At 56.3% G+C, this 17,883-nt stretch carries 19 protein-coding genes; 4 read left to right on the plus strand and 15 right to left on the minus strand.

Annotated features, from left to right (window positions below):
- From GCE01_RS03945 to GCE01_RS03955, 3 genes are all read right to left on the minus strand, one after another.
- Positions 1-969, minus strand: a 969-nt coding sequence (locus GCE01_RS03945; RefSeq protein ID WP_099211159.1) for an NAD-dependent epimerase/dehydratase family protein, incomplete at its 3' end; no start/stop codon positions are given.
- 3 nt (positions 970-972) lie between these two features.
- The gene (locus tag GCE01_RS03950) at positions 973-1,464 is read right to left on the minus strand and encodes a DUF192 domain-containing protein (RefSeq protein ID WP_046900316.1); all 492 of its coding nucleotides are present in this window, start codon (positions 1,462-1,464) and stop codon (positions 973-975) included.
- Positions 1,465-1,483: 19 nt separating this feature from the next.
- Positions 1,484-2,140: an MBL fold metallo-hydrolase gene (locus GCE01_RS03955; protein ID WP_244591077.1), complete on the minus strand. Its 657-nt coding sequence runs from the start codon at positions 2,138-2,140 to the stop codon at positions 1,484-1,486.
- Between the two features lie 148 nt (positions 2,141-2,288).
- Here GCE01_RS03955 and GCE01_RS03960 point away from each other — a divergent pair, with 148 nt between their 5' ends.
- Positions 2,289-2,639: a RidA family protein gene (locus GCE01_RS03960; RefSeq protein ID WP_046900317.1), complete on the plus strand. Its 351-nt coding sequence runs from the start codon at positions 2,289-2,291 to the stop codon at positions 2,637-2,639.
- A 171-nt stretch (positions 2,640-2,810) separates the two neighbouring features.
- Positions 2,811-3,536: a CHAP domain-containing protein gene (locus tag GCE01_RS03965; protein ID WP_046900318.1), complete on the plus strand. Its 726-nt coding sequence runs from the start codon at positions 2,811-2,813 to the stop codon at positions 3,534-3,536.
- 69 nt (positions 3,537-3,605) lie between these two features.
- Here the strand turns inward: GCE01_RS03965 and GCE01_RS03970 are convergent, their stop codons facing one another.
- The 7 genes from GCE01_RS03970 to GCE01_RS04005 all read right to left on the minus strand — a co-directional run bounded on the left by GCE01_RS03970 (position 3,606) and on the right by GCE01_RS04005 (position 9,024).
- The gene (locus GCE01_RS03970) at positions 3,606-4,064 is read right to left on the minus strand and encodes a 23S rRNA (pseudouridine(1915)-N(3))-methyltransferase RlmH (protein WP_099211161.1); all 459 of its coding nucleotides are present in this window, start codon (positions 4,062-4,064) and stop codon (positions 3,606-3,608) included.
- A complete protein-coding gene (gene rsfS, locus GCE01_RS03975) occupies positions 4,065-4,517 on the minus strand; it encodes a ribosome silencing factor (protein WP_099211163.1) in 453 nt (150 codons plus the stop codon).
- Between the two features lie 95 nt (positions 4,518-4,612).
- On the minus strand, positions 4,613-5,200 hold the full coding sequence (locus tag GCE01_RS03980) for a nicotinate-nucleotide adenylyltransferase (RefSeq protein WP_244591078.1): 588 nt from the start codon (positions 5,198-5,200) through the stop codon (positions 4,613-4,615).
- A 32-nt stretch (positions 5,201-5,232) separates the two neighbouring features.
- A complete protein-coding gene (locus GCE01_RS03985) occupies positions 5,233-6,489 on the minus strand; it encodes a glutamate-5-semialdehyde dehydrogenase (protein ID WP_099211165.1) in 1,257 nt (418 codons plus the stop codon).
- Positions 6,482-7,576 (minus strand): redox-regulated ATPase YchF, encoded by a 1,095-nt coding sequence (gene ychF, locus GCE01_RS03990; RefSeq protein ID WP_099211167.1) that lies wholly within the window; start codon positions 7,574-7,576, stop codon positions 6,482-6,484. The genes GCE01_RS03985 and ychF overlap by 8 nt, the downstream gene beginning before the upstream one ends.
- A 215-nt stretch (positions 7,577-7,791) precedes the next feature.
- Positions 7,792-8,361: an aminoacyl-tRNA hydrolase gene (gene pth, locus GCE01_RS04000; protein WP_099211171.1), complete on the minus strand. Its 570-nt coding sequence runs from the start codon at positions 8,359-8,361 to the stop codon at positions 7,792-7,794.
- A gap of 3 nt (positions 8,362-8,364) precedes the next feature.
- Positions 8,365-9,024, minus strand: coding sequence for a 50S ribosomal protein L25/general stress protein Ctc (locus GCE01_RS04005; RefSeq protein ID WP_099211173.1), 660 nt, complete (start codon positions 9,022-9,024; stop codon positions 8,365-8,367).
- Positions 9,025-9,232: 208 nt separating this feature from the next.
- Between GCE01_RS04005 and GCE01_RS04010 the strand changes: the two genes are divergently transcribed.
- Positions 9,233-10,546 (plus strand): MFS transporter, encoded by a 1,314-nt coding sequence (locus GCE01_RS04010; protein WP_099211175.1) that lies wholly within the window; start codon positions 9,233-9,235, stop codon positions 10,544-10,546.
- Between the two features lie 33 nt (positions 10,547-10,579).
- On the opposite strand, the gene GCE01_RS04015 is transcribed toward GCE01_RS04010, so the two are convergent.
- Positions 10,580-11,455 carry an SDR family oxidoreductase gene (locus tag GCE01_RS04015; protein ID WP_099211177.1) on the minus strand — a complete coding sequence of 292 codons (876 nt, stop codon included), beginning with the start codon at positions 11,453-11,455 and terminating at the stop codon, positions 10,580-10,582.
- A gap of 227 nt (positions 11,456-11,682) precedes the next feature.
- On the opposite strand from GCE01_RS04015, the gene GCE01_RS04020 reads away from it, so the two are divergent.
- A complete protein-coding gene (locus GCE01_RS04020; protein WP_099211179.1) occupies positions 11,683-13,791 on the plus strand; it encodes a catalase in 2,109 nt (702 codons plus the stop codon).
- A gap of 35 nt (positions 13,792-13,826) precedes the next feature.
- Here GCE01_RS04020 and GCE01_RS04025 read toward each other — a convergent pair whose 3' ends face one another.
- From GCE01_RS04025 to rfaD, 4 genes are read right to left on the minus strand one after another with little or no spacing between them, the layout of a single operon-like run.
- Positions 13,827-15,227: an amidohydrolase family protein gene (locus GCE01_RS04025; RefSeq protein WP_099211181.1), complete on the minus strand. Its 1,401-nt coding sequence runs from the start codon at positions 15,225-15,227 to the stop codon at positions 13,827-13,829.
- A gap of 55 nt (positions 15,228-15,282) precedes the next feature.
- A complete protein-coding gene (gene pgeF, locus GCE01_RS04030) occupies positions 15,283-16,056 on the minus strand; it encodes a peptidoglycan editing factor PgeF (RefSeq protein WP_099211183.1) in 774 nt (257 codons plus the stop codon).
- Positions 16,049-16,855 (minus strand): prolipoprotein diacylglyceryl transferase, encoded by an 807-nt coding sequence (gene lgt / locus GCE01_RS04035; RefSeq protein WP_099211185.1) that lies wholly within the window; start codon positions 16,853-16,855, stop codon positions 16,049-16,051. The genes pgeF and lgt overlap by 8 nt, the downstream gene beginning before the upstream one ends.
- An 11-nt stretch (positions 16,856-16,866) precedes the next feature.
- Complete coding sequence (gene rfaD, locus GCE01_RS04040; protein ID WP_099211187.1) at positions 16,867-17,847, minus strand: ADP-glyceromanno-heptose 6-epimerase; 981 nt, start codon at positions 17,845-17,847, stop codon at positions 16,867-16,869.
- Positions 17,848-17,883: the final 36 nt, after the last annotated feature.

A 17,883-nucleotide genomic window follows, 5' to 3' on the forward strand; every position in this document is an offset into this window, starting at 1 on the left:
TGACTTTTTATGAAAATCCTTGAACCACTGGGCAAATTTCATAACCCCATCCTCAAGCGAGACGCTCGGAGTCCAGCCACATAATGCTTTCACATCCTCCAGGCTCGCCCAAGTTTTCTCCATATCCGCCACGGGGCGAGCTTGATGTTCTATGCATGCAGATCGCCCGAGATGTTTTTCCAGCAGAGCAATCAGTGTCGTCACTTTTTCCGGGCGATCTCCACCCAGATTCAAGATGCGCGCCTCACCCACTTGAGGAGGAACGTCCATGATCGAAAGAACACCCGATGTGATGTCATCTATATAGGTGAAATCCCGAGACAGTCCTTTTCCCTCGTAAAGGGTGACCGGACGGCCCTCGCAGATAGCTTTCGCGAAACCGTAATAAGCCATATCTGGCCGACCCCACGGCCCATAGACGGTAAAGAACCTCAAGCCTGTCTGTGGAATGCCGTGAAGATAAGCATATGCGGAGGCCGTGAGCTCACCCGCACGCTTTGTAACCGCATAAAGTGAGCCCGGCTCATCCACGCGATCACTCTCTTTAAAGGGCAACGACTGGTTGCGACCATAGACCGAGGAAGAAGACGCATAGACAAAATGCTTCAACCTTTTCAGGCTTCTGGATACCTCCAGCAAAACAACCTGCCCCATGACATTCGCTTGTACATACGAATATGGGTCTATGAGTGAGTATCGAACTCCCGCCTGAGCTGCCAGGTGAATGATGACTTCAATATCAGAATGGCCATCCATGACTGATCGCATAGCCTCGCGGTCAGACACGTCCTTCTGCTCGAACACAAACCCTTTTTGACACGTCAGTCTGTTCAGGCGCGCCGTTTTCAAGAGCGGGTCATAATAATCATTCAGCGTATCAACGCCGACTACCTCCATGCCTCGCGCCAGCAAGGCATGCGAGACGTGAAAACCGATAAATCCCGCTGCTCCGGTAACTAAAACCTTCACGTATCAGTGCTTCAGTGCCGGGCTACTTACGGTATCCCCTACGCGGATACCCAACTCTTCCGTAACCCCTCCAGCAAGCTCAAGCGTGTTGGCCACAACCCCGTCACTACTCAGGATTGCCTCACTCAGCGGAACCGCCTTCTCCGCAATGGCATGAACATGATTGGTGGAATCAATGAAAACGATATCGAGGGATACCAGTGTGTTTCTCATCCACATGTCCGAAACCTGCGGCTGCGGCCAAAGGAAAAGCATTCCCTTGTTTTTGGGCAGCTCCTTACGGAACATTTCGCCTACTTCCTGTTCCCTGTATGTTTTGGCCAACTCCACCGTAAACGAGTGCTTAACCCCGTCTTGCGTCGTGATTGTCAAAGGTGCTGTCGGGAGAACAGGCTGCGCCTGACGAATAGGTTCTTCTGCCGCGTAGGCGGAAGCCGTCATACCGCTCGCGAGAACACCTATCGCACCTAATATGGAACAAGCCATCACACGCATGGGAAATCCTCTTTGAAATTTATCGTTCAGAAACAAGAAATGGATTGGACCGGCGTTCTTCCCCAATGGTCGTAGGCATTCCATGCCCACACAGCACCACAGTCTCATCCGGCAAACTCATGAGATGTTGGCGAATACCTGCAATCAACGCAGGAGCATCCCCATAAGCAAAATCGGTTCGCCCTATCGTCCGGCGGAACAATGTATCGCCAACAATGGCACGACGACTGCCATGATCCACAAACACGATATGCCCTGGCGTATGTCCGGGAATATGACGCACCTCGATATCATGGCCCAGAAGTTGGAGTGTCTCACCACTTTCCAGAAAGCGGTCCGGAACAACACTCACCATCCCTGTCATACCAAAATGCGCAGCCTGTTTCTCAATACTACTCAGCAGGAACGCATCACGCCGATCTGGCCCGAGAACAGGCACAGGATCTGATTGAATCTTATTTAGGCGTTCCCGCAGTTCATCAGCGCCACCAGCATGATCAAGATGTCCATGCGTAAGAAGAATAGCCTCAACCGTCAGTCCACGGAGCTGGGAGAGCAGTTCATCCACATCCCCCCCTGGATCGACCACCACGGCATGGTTCCGTTCGTCCCAGAGGATCGTGCAATTCTGCCGGATCGGCGTCACAGGCACTCTTTTGACATTCAAAGGGACCACGGTTTTTTCTCCCGCACGGCCAGTTTAGCGATACCTCCCGGCGATACCGCGTCCCACCCCCTACGACAAGGGAGCCAAGAGGTGATTGACCGCTTCTTAAAGCCGCCTCACTCTGGGGCTTTCCAATCTCGGGATCAGGATACCCCCCATGAGCCGCATCATTCGCACAGAACCCAACGCCATTCTTTCCAAGGCTGTGGAATATCATGGCTTTGTTTTCACCCAAGGCGTTGTTGCCTCAGACCTGTCACAAGATATCGATGGCCAGACCAAAGACGTCCTGGCTCAACTCGACGCCATTCTTGAAGAACACGGCACAGACAATACCCGCATTCTTCAGGCACAGATCTGGCTTAAAGACATCGCAGACCGCAATGCTCTCAACACGCACTGGTCCGCATGGCTCCCGGAAGGACTAGCTCCTGCACGCGCCTGCGTTCAGGCTGTCATGGCTGACCCACGCATCCTCGTGGAAATCATGCTGACAACCACGAAATAAGCCACCCAACCAAATACGGCACAATTAAGGCAGAATGCGACACGAGAAAGATTTTCATTAGAAATGAAAATTTAACCCTCAGTGATGCATTCTGCCCTTGTCAGGGTTGCATGAAGATTGTTAGCTCCCTGTAACCCGAACGACACAAGCCTATTCAGGATCAAAAAGATCGTGACGCATAAAAGTTGCCGGAAAACATTTTTCTCTGCCCTGGCGCTCTCCGCTGTCATGTTCTTTGCGAGTCATGCACAGGCCAAACACCTCCGTAGTTCACACGGTGGTCATGGTGTCTTCCGCTCCCATCGCGCATCTCATGCGTACCATCATCACACCTTTTCAACTGCGCACGTCATTCAGTGCGTAGCTTATGCAAAAGAAGCATCTGCCGTCGTGTTGCACGGCAATGCACGGGATTGGTGGTACAACGCTGCAGGCCGATACGCCCGTGGTAACGCTCCGGAAGCTGGATCGGTTCTAAATTTCCGTGGCATCCGTCGTATGCCTCTGGGCCACGTCGCTGTGGTACGGGCTGTCGAGAACAACCGTACGATCTACATTGACCAGTCTCACTGGGCATCCAATGGCATTGCGCACAACGTGCGCGTCGTTGACGTATCACCCAACAATGACTGGAGCGCCGTTCGCGTTGCCCTTAACGACCGTAGCGGCCGTCTTGGTAGCATCTACCCGACATACGGCTTCATCTATGGCCGCGCAGACGATGGTCGCCAGGCTCCTCAGGTCATGGTCGCTCGCGAAAGCCATGCAACCACCTTCCGTCATCGTGCGATCTTCAGAGGATCGAATGCTCTGAGCCATCCGATGAGCAACACGGAAGTTGCAGAAGCCCCAGACGATGCATTCACATCTGATGCTCCGAACCGGTCTATCCGATAAGAAGACTTCAGATTCAAAAAGCGGGGCTTAAAGCCCCGCTTTTTTTATGCCCAATCGCTCAGAAACGGCTTAATCCGGCCTACTGTCTTTATGATAAGGATGGTTCGAATTGATAGCCTGAGCCCGAAAAACCTGCTCGGCAATCATCACACGCACAAGCATATGGGGCCAGGTCATCGCCCCTAGAGCAATAACGGCATCAGCTCTCTGGATCACTGATCCATCCAGCCCTTCTGCTCCACCAATCAAAAAATATAACGGACGGCCAGTTTCCTGCCAACGAGCAAACGTGGCTGCAAACTGCAGGCTGCTAAACGTCTTGCCCCCCTCATCAAGGGCAATGACAAAAGCATTCTCAGGACAGGCTCCCAAAAGCCCCGCAGCATCCTTGCGCTTCTGCTCCATAACGGAGCCTTTGGACGGCGCAATCTCTGTCACTGTTAGCACAGGACGAATCCGGGCAGCGTAACGGTCAAACAGTTCCCGTTCAGGCCCGGACTTCAACCGCCCAATAGCAACGAGCTTCATTCAGCCCTGCTCTTCGTCCTTACCGACAGTCACTTCGGATTCGATCGAATCCAGATCAGAGCCCCACATTTTCTCAAGAGCATAGAGCTCACGGCTCTCTGGCTTGAAGAGATGAACAACAACATCCCCTGCATCCAGAAGGACCCAGTCACTGCCATTCGCGCCTTCAACCAGAACCCGGTTGAAGCCATCTTCGCCCAGCTTTTTCTCAATATGATGCGCCATGGCTGCGATCTGACGATCTGCCAGACCCGTTGCCACAACCATACGGTCTGCAAAGTTGGCGCGGCCAACCAGATCCAGAACCACGATGTCCTCTGCCTTGTCTTCCTCAAGGCTGGCCGTGATGATGGACAGCATTTTTGTCAGAACATCAGGCTTCACAGGCTCGCGCTTGACGGCAGTCTTCTTGGGGCCAGCAGCAGCAGCCTTCTTGCGAGGGGTTCCAGGCACCTTGGCAGCCTCGGCCAGTGCCGCATCAGGGGTGCTGGTTTTCCGACGCGTGGTCTTGGCCTTCGGGTCGGTTGAGGTCGTCTTGGTGATGGCTTTTACTCCTGATCCGGTTCCAGACAGATTTGCCCGGACTCTCGCAACGCTGTAGCCGATATATCGTTCTGCGGCGCAGAAAGGAACGTCCATGCGCATCCTTTTCTTTGCGCCAGTATAGCAGCCTCCCTCGAAGGCCGTCGATTTCGCCGTAAAGCAGACGCCGCAGCGCCGTGCAAAGCAGGCGTTACACTCCCTGGCCGAGGCAGAATCGCTATAGGCACCATACGGGCCAGCATCCTCCAGTTTTTCCAGCGAGAGAATTGCGCCAGCCCATCTGCTCCCATCAACCAGACAAACTGAACATGAGGAAAGCGCTTCTGAAGCAATGCCACAGTCTTCACTGTAAAACGCTGTTTCAGCCTTGCTTCGATATCCGTAGCACAGATTCGACGGCCATCAGCGATCTTCCGGGCTGACGCAAGGCGCGCCCTGAACGATCCCATGCCCTTTCGAGGCTTGAGAGGATTCCCAGGTGAGACCATCAGCCACACCTGATCCAATCGCAGAGAGCGCAACGCCTGCTGAGCCACCTTCAGATGACCATAATGCGCCGGATTGAAAGAGCCACCCAGCAGCCCAATCCGCATACGTCGGCCATCGCCAAACGTCGGGATCGTATTCAGCCCCGCACCTGTCCGTTGCCAAGCACTTCGTAGCGATAACACGTCAACTGTTCGAGCCCCACCGGGCCTCGCGCATGCATCCGTCCCGTGGCAATGCCGATTTCAGCCCCAAAGCCAAATTCACCACCATCACAGAACTGAGTCGATGCATTCCACAGCACAACTGCACTATCGGTCCCATTCATGAACGCCGCAGCAATCTCAGGATCTTCAGCGATAATCGCTTCCGTATGAGCACTGCCATGGCGCGCGATATGGTCGAGAGCCTCTTCAACGCCATCAACAACAGCGATGGAGAGAATCGAATCCAGCCACTCCGTATCGAAATCGGCGGCACTGGCAGGAGGCAAGGTTGAAACTATAGATCTGGCAGTTTCATCCGCCCGGAATGTGCAGCCCTTGGCAGCCAGATCATCCACAATGTGCGGCAGGAGCGACGGAGCAATCGCCCGATCAATCAGAAGCGTTTCTGTGGCCCCACAGATTCCCGTACGGCGCATCTTGGCATCCAGTAGAACCCGACGCGCCATTTCAGGATCAGCACTGGCATGAACATAGGTGTGATTCAGTCCATCGGCATGGGCCAGAACAGGCACCCGCGCCTCACGCTGAACGCGTTCCACCAAAGTTTTTCCACCACGTGGAATAATGAGGTCCACGCCCTCAGCAGCCTGAAGGAGCGCACCCACAAGAGTACGATCGGCAGACGGCAAAATCTGTACACAAGCCGGATCAAGACCCGCAGCCGTCAGCCCTTCAACCATCGCCGCATGAATTGCGCGCGCCGAATTCAGGCTTTCGCCTCCACCACGTAAAATGACAGCATTGCCAGACTTGATGCAAAGAGCCGCAGCATCAGCCCCAACATTCGGCCGGCTTTCGTAAATCATGCCGATGACACCGAGCGGCACAGCAACACGACGGAACAGCAACCCGTTAGGGCGCTCCCATTCTGCGAGAATGCGTCCAAGCGGATCAGGGAGCTTTGCGACGTCTTCCAGACCCTTTGCCATGGCCTCAACGCGCCCAGGCGTTAAAGTTAGGCGGTCCCGGAATGCAGCCGTCCGATCAGCAGAAAGCCCGGCCAGATCCTGCTCGTTTGCCGCAACGATTGCTGCGCTGTTGGCACGAAGTGCCTGAGCCGCAGCATTCAGTGCCAGATTACGCGTCGCCTCATCTGCTCGCGCCAATACACGAGCAGCCTGACGGGCCTTGTCCGTCAGCCCTTTCAGAATAGCCGCAGCGTCAGACATTGAATCGGAACAGGAGAATATCTCCGTCCTGCACAACATATTCCTTGCCTTCGATCCGCAACTTCCCGGCCTCCTTAGCACCTGCTTCACCATTGCAGGCCACATAGTCGTCAAAAGCAACAGTTTCGCAGGCAATGAAGCCACGCTCGAAATCATTGTGAATGACAGCAGCAGCCTGAGGCGCCTTCACACCTGCCGTAATGGTCCAGGCACGCGCTTCCTTCGGGCCGACCGTGAAGTATGTCCGCAGACCCAGCAGGCGATAGCCCGCTGCAATCACGCGATCCAGACCACTGTCGCTCAGACCAAGCCCCTCAAGGAACTCCGTGCGATCTTCCTGCGGCAACTGGCTAACCTCAGCCTCAATCGCAGCAGACACGATCACAACGCCAGCGCCCTCTTCCTCAGCCCGCTTCCGAACTGCCTCAGAGTGAGCATTGCCGGTCGCCGCAGCAGCCTCCTCAACGTTACAAACATACAGAACCGGCTTCGTTGTCAGAAGCTGAAGACGCGCAGCCTCACCTTCCTGCCCCTTCGGCACGGCGGTGCGGGCAGGCTTGCCATCACGCAGTGCCACAATCAGCGGCTCCATAAGCTCAAGCTGCGCCTGTGCTTCGCGATCATTCCCACGCGCACGCTTCTGAAGATTGATCTGGCGCTTCTCAAGGCTTTCCAGATCCGAAAGCATCAGCTCGGTCTCAATGATGTCCGCATCCCGAACCGGATCGACCCCACCTTCAACGTGGGTGATGTCATCGTCTTCAAAGCAGCGCAGAACATGAATGATCGCATCCGTCTCGCGGATATTCGCCAGAAACTGGTTTCCCAGCCCTTCACCCTTGGACGCGCCACGGACCAGACCCGCAATATCAACAAACTCAAGGCTGGTCGGAATCTCTTTCTGGGACTTGCCAATCTTCACCAGAATATCCAGCCGAGGGTCCGGCACGGCAACACGGCCCGTATTCGGTTCAATGGTGCAGAATGGGTAGTTCGCTGCCTGCGCTGCGGCTGTTTCCGTCAGAGCATTGAACAACGTGGACTTGCCAACATTGGGCAGACCAACGATGCCGCAATTGAAACCCATTGTGCTCTCCATCTTTCAGGCCGCCACATCGGTCAGCCCAGTCTCAGAATTCAGTTGCCCTGTGTTCGCAGAATCCACGCCCACGGACAACACCTGCACCCTGCAAAACAGGCAGCAGAGTACGATTCCCGCCCGAGAACTCTCTCTGGCAACGATACCCACACGTTATAACAGTGAAAAAAGCTGACCATAAGAGACCTGAAGTCTCTTAGCACTCAGGCCGTAAGCAGCACCACTTTTGTCATGAACGCTTCGTTCTCGCCCTTGGCAAGAATAGGCGCAGCATCCGCAACCGCCTCAAGCCACCGCTCAAGCTCCGGCTCTTCCGCCTTGGCGAAATTCCCCAGAACATGCCCGTGCACCCGGTCCTTATGACCCGGATGACCAATGCCCATCCGCACACGCCAGTAATCCGGTCCGGGAAGACAGCGATCCATTGAGCGAAGGCCATTATGCCCAGCCGCTCCGCCGCCACGCTTGATACGCAGCTTGCCGAAAGCAAGATCGAGTTCATCATGGAAAACGGTGATGTCAGCCTGCGCGATTTTAAAGAACTGCGCGGCCTGCTGAACGCTGTCACCCGACAGGTTCATATAAGTCATCGGCTTGAGGAGTAGAATTTTCTGCCCCCCAAGCGTTCCTTCAGAGGTTTCCCCCCGAAAGCGCTTGCGCCACGGGGAAAACCCGTGACGCCTGGCGATTTCATCAACCGCCATGAAGCCGATGTTATGTCGATGACGGCTCATCCCCGGCTCGGGATTGCCGAGACCGGTCCAGAGCCTCATGACTTACTTCTTCTTTGCGCCCGGCTTTGCGGTAGCAGCTGCGGCAGCGGCAGCAGCCTTGGCAGCAGCTTCAGCTTCCATTTCCGCATCAATGGTCGGCGGAGCGATGGAAGCGATCACGAGATCAGAAGCCTGATGACCCGTCAGCTTTACGCCTTCCGTGCCCTTCAGGTCGGACCAGCGAACGCTGTCATGAATGTCGAGGACACTCAGATCAACAGTGAAGCTTTCCGGAATGCTGGCTGCATCAGCAGCAACGTCCACGGAATGACGGACAACGTTCAGAACGCCACCGCGCTTGATGCCAGGAGCCTTCTCTTCGCCAACGAAGATGATGGAAACCTGAACGTGCACCTTCGTGCCCGCTGCAACGCGCTGGAAGTCGATGTGAATCGGAGCATCCGTCACCGGGTGCAGCTGCACGTCACGGATCAGGGCTGCAACCGGCTCTGCGCCTTCTGCTGCCAGGTTGTACACGCGGGAGGACCAGCCACCACGGTGCAGTTCCTTCATGATCACGCGCGGATCAAGAGCAATGATGGAAGGCTCCTGCTTGCCACCATAGATTACTGCCGGAACCAGCCCGGCACGTCTCGTTGCGCGCGCTGCCCCCTTACCAGCCTTCGCGCGCGTCGAGACAGCAAGTGTCGTCAAATTAGCCACTGTTACGCTCCTGCGTATTGAATTTTGTCATCACACAGACCTCCAGGGGTGCCTGTGCGAGCGGCGAAATAGCGGAAAACTGCGCCACACACAACCTTTTTCCCAGATTTTACCTTCCTGATGGCCTACCCCAACCATGGCTGGACCCACGGCCAAACCGCCAGATAGTCTGTCACACCCCCATAGTTGCCTGCGTTACAGAGAATCCATGAGCATCGCCCAGCGCCTCGAACATCTGCCCTTCACCCCCTTCCACCGTCGGCTCCTGATCCTTGGCGGCTGTGGATACATGTTCGACGGCTTGGACTCCGCCATCGTTGCCTTCACACTTCCGGTTCTGAAAACGGAATGGCACCTGTCCGGCCCGTCTCTCGGTATTTTGGGAAGCGCCACTTATCTGGGATACGGTCTCGGCTCTCTGCTGGCAGGCTGGTGGGCCGACAGGTCTGGCCGCCGTTCCGTCATGATGAGCGCCCTCGCGCTCTACGCGATCGGCTCTCTTCTCTCGGCAGTCTCCCACACATTCGGCAGTTTCTTCAGCGCCCGTCTTCTCGCAGGACTGGGCGCCGGCGCAGAAGCCACGATCATCGCCCCCTATCTGAGCGAGTTCGTCTCATCCCGTTATCGCGGCGCGTTCACGGCCAGCCTCACGGGCTTCTATTCTTTCGGTTACGTCGCAGCAGCCATCCTCGGATTCATGATTGTCCCCTCATCACCGGATGGCTGGCGATGGGCATTGGTTGCCACAGCCCTACCCGTCCTGATGCTCCTCTGGTGGCGGCGTACCCTTCCCGAGTCCCCCAGATGGCTCGATCAGCAGGGGCGAACGCACGAAGCCTGTCGAATTGTCGGAGCCATCGAACAAAGCGCCGGACTGGCCGCCGGTCTTTCGACAACCCCCGATACAGCCGGACGAACAAACCGCCCCCTGAGCGACCTTTTCGCCCCCAGCCTCAGACGTTCCACTTTCATGAGCTGGGCCATGTGGCTGAGCATCACCTTCTGCTTCTACGCGTTCTTCACATGGATCCCGACCCTCATGATCGAGCGCGGCATGACCGTGACCCGCAGCTTCGCCTACGCCATCTCGATTTACGCCGCACAGCTCCCCGGATACCTGGCCTCAGCCTTCTGCACGGAACGTCTTGGCCGACGCGCCACAGTCGCCACCTTCATGATCGGCGGCGGGATCAGTGCCATCGGCATGGCCGCAAGCCAGACACCCACACAGGTCCTGCTTTTCGGAATCCTGCTGTCCATGTTCATGAACGGAACCTACGGCGGCATCTACGCCTACACCCCCGAACTCTTCCCGACGTCCCTGCGCGGAAGAGGCATGGGACTGGCCTCCGCAATCGCTCGTCTGGGCGCCATCTCGTCGCCCGTCCTGATTGGCTGGATCTACCCGAAAGCCGGTTTCCCCGGCGTCTTCGGCCTCACAACCTGCGTCCTCCTCATAGGGGCTAGCATCACCCTTCTCTTCGGCCCCAAAACAGAAAAACGCCCGCTCGATCAGGAGTAGGCGTTCCACTGAGATCCAGAATATCCGGCCCGATCAGAGCATCGGCATGCCACCATTAACAGGCAACAGAGCACCCGTCGTGTAACTGTTCAGCGGGTCCGCAAAATACACATAAGCCCCAGCCAGTTCCGCTGGCTGACCTGGGCGGCCCAGCGGAACATCAGACCCAATACTCTTCTGCGCTTCTTCCGGCATTCCCGTCGCAATAAACGGCGTCCAGATCGGGCCCGGCATAACTCCGTTCACCCGAATACCTCGTGACGCAAGCTGCTGCGCCATACTCACCGTAAAGTTCGCAATGGCTGCTTTCGTCATGGAATACGGTACGAGAATCTGAGGTGGCGTCTTCAGATTGACTGAAGATGTATTAATGATGGACGCTCCCGGCTTCAGATGGGGCAAAGCTGCCTTCGTGAGATAGAAAAGCGCATGCGTGTTCGTATCAAAATGACGCCGCCACTCGTCGTCACCGATATCCTCCAGATGCTCCGCCCAGTTCTGAAACGCAGCATTGTTCACAAGAATATCGAGACGACCGAATTTTTCCAGAACGCGCCCAACCAGCAACTTGCAATGCGTCGCCTCACGAATATCCCCTGGCAGCAGAAGGCAACGACGCCCCTCTGACTCGATTTGCCCGGCAATATCCTTTGCATCCTGACTTTCGGTTTCGAGATAGGAAATCGCAACCTCCGCCCCCTCCCGGGCAAAAGCCAGCGCCACAGCGCGCCCGATCCCGGAATCACCACCGGTAATCAGAGCCACCTGCCCCTTGAGTTTTCCAGAGCCCTGATAGGTCTTTTCTCCATAATCAGGCTGCGGCGTCATTTTTGATGATAGCCCCGGAAAAGGCTGACTTTGCCCTTCAAAAGGAGGCTGAGGATAACGATTGCGAGGATCAACAGGCATTCAAGCCTCCTAAACTGCATGGAAGATGCAAGTAAGGAGCCCTAACGGCCCACTCTTTCCCTCAGTTCAGAACATTTCACCAAATTATTTTCCGGAACATTTACCGGGGACTCAGACTTCTAAAGTGAAGGATTTCCCAAACCGGAAATCGACTTACCGAATTCGAAACGACGTGCCCGGCATTATTCAGTCCGGACAGTCGCGACGACAGCAGATCGGACCGGACCATGAGCGACACGGCAGACAAACGCACCACCGTGACCATCGGTGACCAGACCTTCGAGCGCGGCCCTCAGGGCGCAACACATCAGACCGCAGATGGCGACACACCGACCCTGACAACCCAGCAGGGCGTTCCCGTCGCCGATGACCAGAACTCCCTGAAGGCTGGCCCACGCGGCGGCACTCTTCTGGAAGACTTCCATTTCCGGGAAAAAATCTTCCACTTCGATCACGAACGCATTCCAGAACGCGTTGTTCATGCCCGTGGCTACGGCGCGCATGGCTTCTTCGAACTCACAGACTCATTGTCTGACTACACAACCGCAAGCGTCCTCGGAAAAACCGGCACCCGCGTCCCGGCATTCGTCCGCTTCTCAACCGTCGCAGGTGGCAAAGGATCATTCGATCTCGCCCGCGACGTCCGCGGTTTCGCCGTGAAGCTCTACACCGAGGAGGGCAACTGGGATCTCGTGGGCAACAACATGCCCGTGTTCTTTATCCAGGACGCCATCAAGTTCCCGGACATGGTACACGCCGTAAAGGAAGAGCCCGATCGCGGCTTCCCGCAGGCGCAGTCCGCCCATGACAACTTCTGGGATTTCGCATCCCTTTCGCCCGAAACCGTCCACATGCTCCTCTGGATCATGTCAGACCGGGCCATCCCCCGCTCCTTCCGCTTCATGGAAGGCTTCGGCGTGCACACCTTCCGACTCATAAACGCCGAAGGAAAATCCACCTACGTGAAGTTCCACTGGAAGCCGAAGCAGGGCCTTCAGTCAGTTGTCTGGAACGAGGCCGTCAAGATCAATGGCGCCGACCCTGACTTCCACCGCCGTGACCTCTGGCAGGCCATCGAATCCGGGGACTATCCGGAATGGGAACTGGGCGTACAGCTCTTTGACGACGCTTTCGCCGACCAATTCGACTTTGATATTCTGGATGCGACCAAACTCATCCCGGAAGAACTCATCCCCGTTCGACGGATCGGTCGCCTCGTGCTGGACCGTATGGTGGACAACTTCTTCGCCGAAACCGAACAGGTCGCCTTCTGTACCCAGAACGTCGTCCCCGGTATCGGCTTCACCAACGATCCACTCCTGCAAGGCCGGAACTTCTCGTATCTGGATACGCAGACAAAGCGTCTTGGTGGCCCGAACTTCACGCATATCCCCATTAACGCGCCCAAATGCCCGTTCCACAACTTCCAGCAGGACGGCCACGCCGCCATGCACAACCCGAAGGGTCGCGTAAACTACGAACCCAACTTCTGGGGTGCAGGTCCGCGTGAAAACCCCAAGACCGGCTACAGGCACTTCCCCGATGACAACGGTCGCACGACCCGCGAACGCGGTGAACTCTTCGCCGATCACTACAGCCAGGCACGCCAGTTCTACATCAGCCAGACAAAGCCCGAACAAACGCACATCAAGAACGCGTTTGTCTTCGAGCTTAGCAAGGTTGAAACTCCAAACATCCGGTCCCGCGTCGTCGCCCATCTTCTGAATGTGGATGAAACGCTGGCCAAGGGCGTGGCCGAAGGTCTGGGCCTGAAAGAGCTCCCCGCCCCAGCTCCAGCCGCCCGTACACCCATCACGGATCTGGCCGCCTCAACAGCGCTCAGCATCCTCAAGAACGGCCCTGACTCTTTCGCAGGCCGTAAACTGGGCGTCGTGATTACAGACGGTACGGATGCGGCCTTGCTGGATGCTCTCCAGAAAGCCGCAAAGGCGGAAGGCACACTGATTGAACTGGTCGCCCCTGTTGTCGGCGGCGTAACACTGACAGACGGCAAAACCGTCCCGGCAGGCCAGAAAATCGTTGGTGCGCCATCCGTACTCTACGACGCCGTCGTGCTGCTCTCTTCTGCGGAAGGGACAAAGCTTCTGAGCAGGGAAGCAACAGCCCGTGACTTCGTGGCAGATGCCTTCGCCCACGCCAAATTCATCGCCTACGGCCCGGACGCTGCCCCGCTTCTAGCAAAAGGCGGCATCACGCCCGACGAGATGGACGATGGTATAATCGCCATCAAAAACGATGGCGATTTTAAACCCTTCATCGCAACCTGCCGGAAGCTACGCTTCTGGGACCGTGAAGCCAAAACCCACAGCGTCTGACACAAAAAAAGCCGGGGATCACACCCCGGCTTTTTTTAATGCTGAACAGAGGCGGCAACCCGCCGATCAGCCTCCTGCCGAACATGTGCAAAATCCTGCTTCAACGGCTTGCCATGCTCAACCATCAGCACGCCCCCCACATACACCTGCTCCAGATTTTCCTGAGCCGCAGCAAAAACCAACGTGGCATACGGATCAAACACATACCCAAGATTGGTCGGATCAATCACAAGAAAATCCGCAAATTTCCCAGCTTCCAGGCTTCCAAGCCGATCCCCGACTTCCAGAACATCCGCACTCCCGCGCGTATGCAGTCGCACCACATCATAGGGACTCATGATCGCAGCACTCTGATACTTGTCCCGGATGGCATAAAGCCCGGTCCGCATGTTCTCAAACGGGTCTGCCAGATCCGCACTGGCTTCCCCATCCTCTCCCATACCAACCCGCAAACCAGCTTTCAGATAGGCCGGAATATCCGCCGTCCCTGACGCCAGACGACCATTTGAAAGCGGATTCCAGACCATGGACGCCCCAGCCTTTACGGATCGGGCAATGATCTCAGGCGTCGTATGGATGAAATGCCCGAAAATCAGATGCGGCCCGAGAATGCCTTCATCCTCAAACCAGTGGAACCGGGCCTGCTGAGCTGAAACGTTCTCAGGTGGCTCCAGATAATGACTCTGGTTGGACAGATGATACTCCCGCATCAACGTGCCTTCGATCTTCGCAACGTCTCCGGTGTCGTGAAATCCCGTCCCACCATTGATCATCACGGACAGGAATGTAGACCCCACATGCTGCCCGGCAGACCACGCCAGAAAATCCCCAACATGCTGGCGAGCCTTTGCCAGTGACACATCGGCTTTACCCGGCAATGGCTCAAGACCATGTACAAATCGAATGCCGGAAGCAGTTTCAGCCTGAAACTGCAAACGATCCGTTTGCACGACCATCTTCGGGCTCGCCCCGCCATAATTGAAATTATAGGCAGCCGTGACGCCATGAGCGAGATGATCCAGCGCGCCATCGAGAGTGAACCAATAAATATCCTCAGGTCGCGCCACACTCGCCTTCCCGGAATACAAAGCCGTAATCCATCCCATCAAAGTCTGATCCGCCGCAAGGCCACGATAGGCAGCCTGCCAGAGATGACTATGAGCGGAAATGAACCCTGGCATGACCCAATGCCCGTGCAGATCCATGTCCTGATCCGCTTGAAGATCCTTGGGAGGAGCACCGGGGCCAATATGATCGATCACGCCATCTGAACGGACAGAAAAATACCCTTTAAAAGGCGCTTTCTGCCCATCGGCCATTGAAAAGATCAGGGCGTTACGAACGAGAAGATGAGACGGTTCGGCGTAGGCTACGCCCCCGGCACAGGCGGCCACCAGCATGGAACAGAGAATCTGAGCAGGACGAAGCATTTTCATACCGGAACGATAACAGTCCCAGCGATCCGCACAAGCGCTGCGGCACTCTGCAATACTATGATGAAACGCGAGTCCGGATTGCTGAGATCTGGTGACCAATATGGCCACCGCCTGCGAGTGTCCGTCGGCGATGGCTGAAGAACCTCTGGTCCGTCAATGTATCCACACCCAGTACTTCAACCTGCTGAACACCAGCAGCTTTCAAACGCGTCGAGCAGTATTCTGGCAAATCGAACATGAAATGCCCTGCCCGTTCCGCCACGCGGAAAAACACGCCTGCGTTCCCGTCCTGAGCCAGAACGGCATCCCGCATATCCGGACCAACCTCATAACTCTCAGGCCCAATGCAAGGGCCGACTACTGCCCGGATATTCGTGGCGCCCAGAGCTTTCATTTGCGTCACAGCAGATTCGAGAACGCCGCCTACCGCTCCACGCCATCCAGCATGCGCGGCTCCCACAATCCGTCCATCCTCGGAAGCCAGAAGAACAGGCCCGCAGTCTGCCGTAATCACCCCAACACCGACGTCAGGGCGATCCGTCACCAGCGCATCGCCATCCTGCCCACGCCCCATAGCCCAGAGAACCGTCTCTCTGGTCACTGGAACCGTAATGTCACTATGCGTCTGCTTCAGACCCAGAAGCTTTTCTGGCTCAACCCCGATCTGCCGCGCAACACGCGCACGATTTTCGCTCACATTCGCCAGATCATCAGGAGACGACAGAGAGCAGTTCAGGCTGTCATAAGGTTTCGGGGACACGCCGCCGAGGCGCGTAAAAAAGCCATGTGGCACGCCAAGACCATCACTTCTGAAAACAGCCTCAGACATGTGCGCTCTCCTGCGCCGGGCGACGAAGGGCATACGTCATCAGACCCAGCCCGGCGAGCGCCATCGGAATACACAGGATCTGCCCCATCGTGACCCCACCGGCCAGAAAGCCGATATTCGCATCCGGCTCCCGAAAAAACTCACAGAAGCTCCGCGCGCAGGCATATCCAAAGAGGAACAACCCTGACAGAAATCCGAAATGTGCCCGCAATCTTGGACGGGTTGCCGCAAACAGCATGACGCATAACAGGAGAACACCTTCCGTCAACGCCTCATAAAGCTCGGAAGGATGCCGTGCCACGGGCCCACCTGTGGGGAATACCATGGCCCAAGGCAGATCAGGCGATGCTGGACGCCCCCACAGTTCCCCGTTCACAAAGTTGGCGCAACGACCTAACGCCAACCCAATCGGAACCACCGGCACGATCCGATCCGCAAAAGCCAGAAAGCTCAGACGGTTCTTCCAAGAGAAGAACGCCAGAGCCAGAATGACGCCCAAGGCCCCACCGTGAAACGACATCCCGCCGTCCCATGTCTTGATGATGTCCACGGGGTGCGCGAGATAATCCAGAGGTCGGTAGAACAACACGTACCCAAGACGACCACCCAAAAGAACACCCAAAATAGCGTAAAACAGGAAGTCATCGACCTGTTCACTGGTCGCTACTTCCGGTGCCAGCCTGTTCAATCGTCTCGCAATTGGCAGCGCGATGATGAACGAGACCATATATGCCAAGGCATACCAGCGCACCGGCAGCGGGCCGACATGAAACGCAACGGGGTCAAACCCAGGGAACATCAAGGGCTGGCTCAAAGGTTTGACTCCGCTCGGGAAAGATAATCACGCACATACTGCCGTATTCCGTCTTCAAGAGACGTAAACGGCGCATCATATCCTGCCTGACGCAAACGGCTCATATCCGCACAGGTGAAGGACTGATACTGCCCACGAAGCTTCTCAGGCATCTCGACGAATTCTACATCCCGCGCCCGATGCGCAGCGTCACAGACTGCATGCGCCAGATCCAGATAGCTCCGCGCCACACCGGTTCCGCAGTTGAAAAGACCACTGACATCCGGATGGTCGAAAAGCCATAGCATGACGTTCACAACATCCCCGACCCAGATGAAATCACGCTTCTGCTGGCCATCGGCCATTCCTGGAACGTCAGATTTGAACAGTCGTGCCGCAGCCCCACGCTGAAGATCATCATACTTGACCTTCACGACGGAGATCATGGACCCTTTGTGATACTCATTCGGGCCATAAACATTGAAAAATTTCAGTCCAGCCCACTGCGGCGGGGCCGGATGCTCAGCTTCCAGCTCACGCTTTACCCACAGATCAAAAACCTGCTTTGACCATCCGTAAAGGTTCAACGGTTTGAGATGATCAATCGCGTCCAGCCCGTCACGGAACATCTCAGACTGGTCCGCAGCGCCATATGTCGCCGCAGACGAAGCGTAAATCATCCGGACATCGTTCTTCGCGCACCAGCGCCAGAGAAACTGCGACAACGCCACGTTAGTTGACCAGACAAGGTCTCCGTCTCGTGCAGTCGTTGCGCTGATCGCGCCCATATGAAAGACCGCTTCGATCTTTGGCGCTGTCTCGAGGAAACTCGGGAGCGCCTCAGGCGTGATGATCTGATCCGGCGCATGAGACGCGAGGTTGCGCCATTTTACGCCCTCACGAAGCCGGTCCACAACAACCGTCCGCAGCCCGCGCTGACGCAGGGCGGCATGAAGGCACGATCCAATGAATCCGGCTCCGCCGGTGACGATAATCATCCTTCCTGTATAGTCTGCCCCCGAAAACGATCCAAG

The organism is Gluconobacter cerinus (assembly GCF_002723935.1).
GTDB lineage: Bacteria > Pseudomonadota > Alphaproteobacteria > Acetobacterales > Acetobacteraceae > Gluconobacter > Gluconobacter cerinus.